This window comes from Neisseria sp. N95_16 (genome assembly GCF_002551535.2).
GTDB classification, from domain to species: domain Bacteria; phylum Pseudomonadota; class Gammaproteobacteria; order Burkholderiales; family Neisseriaceae; genus Neisseria; species Neisseria brasiliensis.
Genome location: NZ_PDBT02000095.1, coordinates 1 through 6,880, shown reverse-complemented (window position 1 = coordinate 6,880; position 6,880 = coordinate 1). Strand labels below are relative to the sequence as shown.

Here is a 6,880-nt window from a genome sequence, read left to right as displayed (position 1 = left end):
CTGTTGTGCTTTTCGGTAACAGTAGGTTCCGTTGACGGAATGCCGTCTGATTTCCCGACTGACGGTGGCGGGATGACAACCGATGTTCTGTGCGATTTGGTTTAGGGGTAGGTTGCGGTAATGTCTGGAAATGTAGTATCTTTGGTGTGAGGTCAGTTGTGTGTAGGCCATATTGCAATCTTTCTTGTCAGGAAAGGCAGTATACTACCGCATACTGGCCTTTTCTGTTATTGGAAATTGCACTTGTTAGGCGAATGTAAGGGCCTTTTTGCTGCATTTGAAATGTTAACGGGCTTAATCTTCCAGTGTCATAGCCAAAACAGTTTGCTCTTGTTTGGCTCGGAAATCGGCCAGCTTTTGCGCCAATTCAGCGTTTTCATTCGCTAATAAAGAAATGGCAAACAAGGCAGCGTTGGCCGCACCGGCTTCACCAATGGCAAATGTTGCTACCGGCACGCCTTTTGGCATTTGCACGATAGAGAGTAAAGAATCTTCGCCGCGTAAGTATTTGCTTGGCACCGGCACGCCCAACACCGGCACAGTTGTTTTCGCTGCCACCATACCCGGTAAGTGCGCTGCGCCACCGGCACCGGCGATAATGGCTTTGATGCCGCGCTCGCGTGCAGTTTCGGCGTATTCAAACATCAAATCCGGCGTGCGGTGTGCAGAAACCACACGCGCTTCAAATTCTACGCCAAATTCTTTTAAAAATTGCGCAGCCTGCTGCATAACCGGCCAATCGCTGTTGCTGCCCATAATAATGCCGACTTGAATCATGATTTTTCTCCAAAAATAAAGCTTTCAAATAAATAAAAATTTCAGACGGCCTGCATGATGCAAAAGGCCGTCTGAAAACCGTTTAGCGTTGTTTGATTCTGATTGCGGCGCGTTTGGCGGCATCGCTTTCAGGGTAAGTTTGAATCAGTTTGCGCCATGTGCTGCGGGCAATGTCTTTTTGCTGCATTTGATATTGGCAATGACCGATGCTGAAGAGCGCTTCCGGTGCTTGCGCGCTGCCGAGGAAACGGTTGGCATAGCGGCCGCCGATTTCAATCACCGATTCGCAATTGCCGATGCGCTGTTGGCTTTGCAGCAGCAAATACATATTGCGGCGCGCTGCTTCGCTGCCATTACCGCCGTCTGCCCCGCGCAATACCGCCGCCGCTGCTACATAATTGCCGCGCTGGTAGTATTTCAAGGCTTGGTTGTATAAGCGTGTTTCATTCAGTGCCACGGCATCGGCATCGCTGACGGCCACGCCATCGTTTTTCAGATAAGCCGCTTTGAGTTTGGCATCGTTTAAGCGCTGGGTTGTAGCCGGTTTTTTAACCGTAATAATTGGTTTGGCTGCCGGTTTCGGGCGGATTTTGTTGACGCGCTCAAGTTCCTCGATGCGGGTTTGCAGCGTGCTCATGTCGCGCTCTAAACGTGCTACCTGAATGCCGAGTTGGTCGATTTGGGTCTGCTGGTTTAATTGCGGATAAGGAATGCCGCTTGGCGGTGGCAAAGGTTCATCCGGAATGTCCGGCAGAATAAACGATTCTTCCTGATAAGGCACAGGTTGGGTGGCGGCACACGCGCTTAAAGCGAGTGCAGATAAAACGGTAAGGGTGAGCTTGAATGTTGTCATTTTTTATTTTTTTAATAACAGGGTTAAGCCGTCGCCGACGGGTAGGGTAATCGGCACAATGCGGAGATCATTCGGCAGATTGCGGTTGAATTGTTGCAAAATATGCAGGCTTGGTGGCGCGTTGTCATCCGCTTCGTGCATCACGCGGCCATTGAGCAACACATTATCAATCGCGACCACGCCACCGCTGCGCACCAATTGCAGGCAGCGCTCGAAATATTGCGGTGTTGGCGGTTTATCGGCATCGATCAATGCCAAATCGTAGTGGCTACTTTTGCCTTCGGCAATTAAATCATCGAGCGTGAGCAAAGCAGGCTGCAAATGCAGGCTGATTTTGTGCGCCACGCCAGCAGCCTGCCAGGTTTCGCGGGCAATGTCGGTAAAAGTGACATTAATATCGCAGGCGGTAATGCGGCCGGTTTCGGGCAGGGTTAAGGCCATTGCGGTGCTGCTGTAGCCGGTGAATACACCCACTTCCAGATAGTTTTCCACCTTAAGCAAACGCGCCAACCAAGTCAGCAAAGCCGCCTGCTCGCGCGCAATCGCCATTTTGCCCAAGCGGTGATGTGCTGTGCGCTCGCGTAAGGCAGTAAGCACGGGATGCTCTGCTTCGCCGATGGCATTGAGATAATCTTGTAATTCGGGCGCGATATTGTGCGTGTGGGTGGTCATGCCGTCTGAACCATCAATCTTGGTAGTAAGTGTAAGGTTTTTTTGCCACTTTCGCCGCTTCAAAACCGGCTTGCTCTTCGGGCTTGAGCTCGACATCCCACAATAAATCGCGGTTGGCCAAACGCTCTTGCTCCAGCTCAGGGTTGTCGGCAACCAATTGGTCTAAAAATTGGGTGGCATCGGATTTGTATTGATACATTTTTGTTGCTCCAAAGGCGCGTAAAATGCGTTAAGGCCGATATTATAGCTGATTTTGTTGGGGAAAACAGGGTTTCGGGTATAATGGCGGATTATTGTTGCAAAACGTCGATTCAAGGTGTTTTGCAGTTTGAATTTTACATGTCAGGCCGTCTGAAACCTTTGCACAATGTTTTGCCCACAGAATATTGTGCAAAGGTTGCTTTCAACCGTCAGCGTTTCAGACGGCCTCAATTGAAAAGAATCTTAAGTATGTTGAAAAAATGGTTGCACAAAGTTTTGCCATCGAAAGCGAGCAAAGCGGTGCAAAAAACGGTTTTACCGTATAGTGAACACCGCATCAACGCGGATATGTTGAGCTTTGCCGCTGAAAAAGTGGTGAAGCAATTGAATAAAGAAGGCTTCCAAGCCTATGTGGTTGGTGGTGCGGTGCGCGATTTATTGTTGGGCGTGGAACCGAAAGATTTTGACGTTGCCACCAACGCCACGCCTGAGCAAGTACATAAAATTTTCCGTCGCAGCCGCATCATCGGCCGCCGTTTTCAAATTGTGCATGTGATGGTCGGCCCCGAAACCATTGAAGTGACCACTTTCCGCGGCGGCAACAAAGCCGTGCAAAACGCGCACGGCCGCATCATGAAAGACAACACCTACGGCAGCATCGAAGAAGATGCCATGCGCCGCGACTTCACCTGCAATGCGCTTTATTACGACCCGATTCATGAAGAAATTCTCGATTTCCATCAAGGCGTGAGCGATATTGCCGACCGGAAACTGGTGATGATCGGCGATGCGGCCGAGCGTTATCAAGAAGATCCGGTGCGGATTTTGCGTGCGGTTCGATTATCGGGCAAACTCGGTTTTGATGTGGAAGAACACACCGCCGCGCCGATTCCGCAATATGCAGGCCGTCTGAAAAACGAGCCGGTGGCCCGCTTGTTTGACGAAATCATGAAGCTGCTGTTTTCAGGTCATGCCCGCCAATGCCTGCAAAAGCTGAATACCTTAGGCGTGAGCAACGACATTCATCCGCTGCTTACTGCTTTGAAATCCGCCGATAAAACCGAAAACCGCATCATCGCCATTGCGCTGAAAAACACCGACGAGCGTTTGCGCGCCGATAAATCCGTGTCGGTCGGTTTCGTACTGGCAGCGATTTTGTGGCCGCAGCTTAACGCCTATTGGCAAGAATACCAGCAACAAGGCCAAAAATCGGCTCCGGCCTTAAACGATGCCATCACCACCTTGCGTGAAACGGTTGAAAAAGGCTGGGGGGGGGCACAACGCTTTTCCGCTACCATGCGCGAAATCTGGCAGTTGCAACCGCAATTTGACAATATGCGCGGTGCCCGTCCACATAAATTATTAAGCCAACCGCGCTTCCGTGCCGCTTATGATTTTCTGGTGCTGCGCGGTCAAGTCGGAGAAGTGGATAATGACATCGTACAATGGTGGACAACTTTCCAACACGCTGATGACGAAACCCGCAGCCAAATGAGCATGGCGGCGCAACAACGCCAGCAGCAGGAATATCGCGAAGGTGGCGAAACACCGAAGCGCAAACGCCGTCGCAAGCCGAGAAAAAAGAAAATGGTTGCGGCTGAATAATTTCTGTTGCATATTGATTGAAAATGCCGTCTGAAAGGTTAAATTTCAGACAGCATTTCTTTAACCGAATTTTGTAGATTAGGTTGTTCAATCTGACCAACCGTTGAGATTTAGAAAATATTGGGTAATGACGACAAACTATATCTTTGTTATCTCTATATTTTAGGCTGTCTGAAACGTTCAGACGGCCTGAGATTTTTGTACACTTTAATTTGAGCCAAGAAAATCATGCTCGTCATTCCCGCGCAGGCGGGAATCCAGAATTTCAAATTACCGTAATAGCTCAATATTCCTGAAGCTGATAAGTCTGGATTCCCGCCTGCGCGGGAATGACGGCTTAAAGGCTTCTGCAAGTTTATAAGTTTTGTGAGAAGTCTTGGCTGTGTTATTTAATTCACAATCAATACAAATTCAATCGCTTACTGCCCACGCAAAAACAGCGCATCCAATTCTTTCAAAGTCAGTTTCACCCAAGTCGGGCGTCCGTGGTTGCATTGGTTGCTGCGTGGGGTGTTTTCCATATCGCGCAACAGGGCGTTCATTTCAGGGATGGTGAGCTGTCGGCCGGCGCGCACGGAGCCGTGGCATGACATAGTGGCTAAAATTTGGTTTTCGCGCGCGGCAATGGTTTGGCTCTCGCCGGTTTGCGCCAATTCTTGCAACACGTCTTTGGCCAGCGCGGCGACATCGGCTTTGCCCAGCATATTCGGCACGGCGCGCACGGCGATGGTGTTGCCGCCCATATCTGACATATCCAAGCCGAATGCTTGTAAGGTTTCGGCGTGGTCGGCAAGAGTGGCGCATTCTTCGTGGCTGGAGGCAAAGGTAACGGGAATCAGCAGGCGCTGGCTTTGCAGGCTGCCAAGATTGTCGCGTTGGCTTTTCATCTTTTCGTAATTCACGCGCTCAGCTGCGGCGTGCATATCGACCAGCAGTAGGCTTTCTTCAGCTTGGGCAAGGATGTAAATGCCTAATAATTGGGCGATGGCAAAACCAAGCGGCGGCGTTTCGGGGCGGCTTAGGCCGTCTGAAAGCGGATTGGAGGCTGCGGAAACATAAGGCTCGGTGCCGCCAAATCGGGCTTGCTCGAATTGCGCCAGCTCGATGTCGTCATCAGGCTCGGTGTGCTTGAATAATTCGGCATAAGTGTTCATCGCTGCTTGGCTTTCGCGCAGAGACAGTGAACGCTGCTGCGGCGCGCGTGCGGCTTGATAAGGCATGGGCGCGGTTTTGCCTGAAGTGGATGAACGTAGGCCGTCTGAAACATTCGGGCGGGCGATATCGGCATAGCTGGGCTGAAACACTTGGTTTTCCGCTTTAGCGGAGTGTTCAGACGGCATATTGTTTGGCGTGTTTTCCATTTCAGACGGCCTGTTCATGCCCAGCATATCGTGCAAAATGCCGCCGGCGTTGGTAACGCTTTCGGTTTGGTCGGCGCGGGTATCGGCCAAGGCTTTGTTGAGCGTGTGGAACACCAATTGATGCACTTGCTGGCTGTCGCGGAAACGGATTTCGGTTTTGGTCGGATGCACGTTGACATCTACCGCTTCCGGCGGCAAATCGAGGAACAATACAAAAGCCGGTGTCAACGCATTGTGCAACACATCGCGGTAAGCCTGTTTTACCGCGTGCATGATGACTTTGTCTTTCACAAAGCGATGATTAACAAAGCAATATTGTTTGTCGGTTTTACCCTTGGCAAAGGTTGGTTTCGCAATCGCGCCGTATAAACGCAAAGCGCCGTTGCCGCTGTCGATTTCCAACGAGGCCGTCTGAAAGTCATCGCCGACAATCGCCGCAATACGCTGATTCAGGTTTTGGCTTGGATAATGGAATACGCTTTTACCGTCGCGCTTGAGTGAAAAGGCAATGTGCGGATGCGCCAAGGCCAAACGCTCGAGCATGGTGGCGCAATGGGCGTATTCGGTGTTTTCCGATTTGAGAAACTTGCGCCGTGCGGGCGTGTTGAAGAAGAGTTCGGCTACTTCGATGGTGGTGCCGACAGGATGCGCCGCCGCGCTCGGCTCGCTGATTTTGCCGTCTTCCGCTTTGACTTGATTGGCGTGTGCACTGTCGGCTTGGCGGCTGGTTAAAGTCAGGCGCGATACTGACGCGATACTCGCCAAACCTTCGCCGCGAAAACCCATGCTGGCGACGTGTTCCAAATCGTTTAAGCTTTTGATTTTACTGGTGGCGTGTCGGTGTAATGCCAATTTAATGTCATCGGCGTGAATGCCCGAACCGTTATCGGTGACGCGAATCAGGCGGATGCCGCCGCCGGAAAGCTCGACATCAATCGCCGTCGCGCCTGCATCGATGCTGTTTTCAACAATTTCTTTCAACGCATTGGCAGGCCGTTCAACCACTTCGCCGGCGGCAATTTGGTTGACAAGATGATCGGGCAGGGCGGCAATTCGGGACATGGTAATTTTCCGTGTGACAAAACTCAAATTCAGAATGTCGATTATAGCAAAAGGCCGTCTGAAAAGCTGTGTTGGCTTTTCAGACGGCCTTACATTCGCCTAACAAGTGCAATTTCCAATAACAGAAAAGGCCAGTATGCGGTAGTATACTGCCTTTCCTGACAAGAAAGATTGCAATATGGCCTACACACAACTGACCTCACACCAAAGATACTACATTTCCAGACATTACCGCAACCTACCCCTAAACCAAATCGCACAGAACATCGGTTGTCATCCCGCCACCGTCAGTCGGGAAATCAGACGGCATTCCGTCAACGGAACCTACTGTTACCGAAAAGCACAACAG

At 50.9% G+C, this 6,880-nt stretch carries 8 protein-coding genes; 2 read left to right on the top strand and 6 right to left on the bottom strand.

Annotated elements, in window-relative coordinates:
• The 5 genes from CRG49_RS14055 to CRG49_RS11695 all read right to left on the bottom strand — a co-directional run.
• A partial coding sequence (locus CRG49_RS14055) for a helix-turn-helix domain-containing protein (RefSeq protein WP_157807888.1) occupies positions 1 to 171 on the bottom strand: 171 nt, incomplete at its 3' end.
• A gap of 123 nt (positions 172 to 294) precedes the next feature.
• Entirely contained in the window at positions 295 to 777 is a 483-nt protein-coding gene (purE, locus tag CRG49_RS11710; RefSeq protein WP_095503467.1) for a 5-(carboxyamino)imidazole ribonucleotide mutase, read from the bottom strand.
• Between the two features lie 82 nt (positions 778 to 859).
• On the bottom strand, positions 860 to 1,630 hold the full coding sequence (locus CRG49_RS11705; RefSeq protein WP_095503468.1) for a tol-pal system YbgF family protein: 771 nt from the start codon (positions 1,628 to 1,630) through the stop codon (positions 860 to 862).
• Between the two features lie 3 nt (positions 1,631 to 1,633).
• Positions 1,634 to 2,302: a class I SAM-dependent methyltransferase gene (locus tag CRG49_RS11700; protein ID WP_095503469.1), complete on the bottom strand. Its 669-nt coding sequence runs from the start codon at positions 2,300 to 2,302 to the stop codon at positions 1,634 to 1,636.
• A 13-nt stretch (positions 2,303 to 2,315) separates the two neighbouring features.
• Complete coding sequence (locus CRG49_RS11695; protein WP_095503470.1) at positions 2,316 to 2,501, bottom strand: DUF3460 family protein; 186 nt, start codon at positions 2,499 to 2,501, stop codon at positions 2,316 to 2,318.
• Positions 2,502 to 2,752: 251 nt separating this feature from the next.
• On the opposite strand from CRG49_RS11695, the gene CRG49_RS11690 reads away from it, so the two are divergent.
• A complete protein-coding gene (locus CRG49_RS11690; protein ID WP_095503471.1) occupies positions 2,753 to 4,108 on the top strand; it encodes a polynucleotide adenylyltransferase PcnB in 1,356 nt (451 codons plus the stop codon).
• 419 nt (positions 4,109 to 4,527) lie between these two features.
• Here CRG49_RS11690 and mutL read toward each other — a convergent pair whose 3' ends face one another.
• Positions 4,528 to 6,531 carry a DNA mismatch repair endonuclease MutL gene (gene mutL / locus CRG49_RS11685; protein WP_095503472.1) on the bottom strand — a complete coding sequence of 668 codons (2,004 nt, stop codon included), beginning with the start codon at positions 6,529 to 6,531 and terminating at the stop codon, positions 4,528 to 4,530.
• A gap of 178 nt (positions 6,532 to 6,709) precedes the next feature.
• Between mutL and CRG49_RS14050 the strand changes: the two genes are divergently transcribed.
• On the top strand, positions 6,710 to 6,880 hold a 171-nt coding region (locus CRG49_RS14050; RefSeq protein ID WP_157807888.1), incomplete at its 3' end, for a helix-turn-helix domain-containing protein.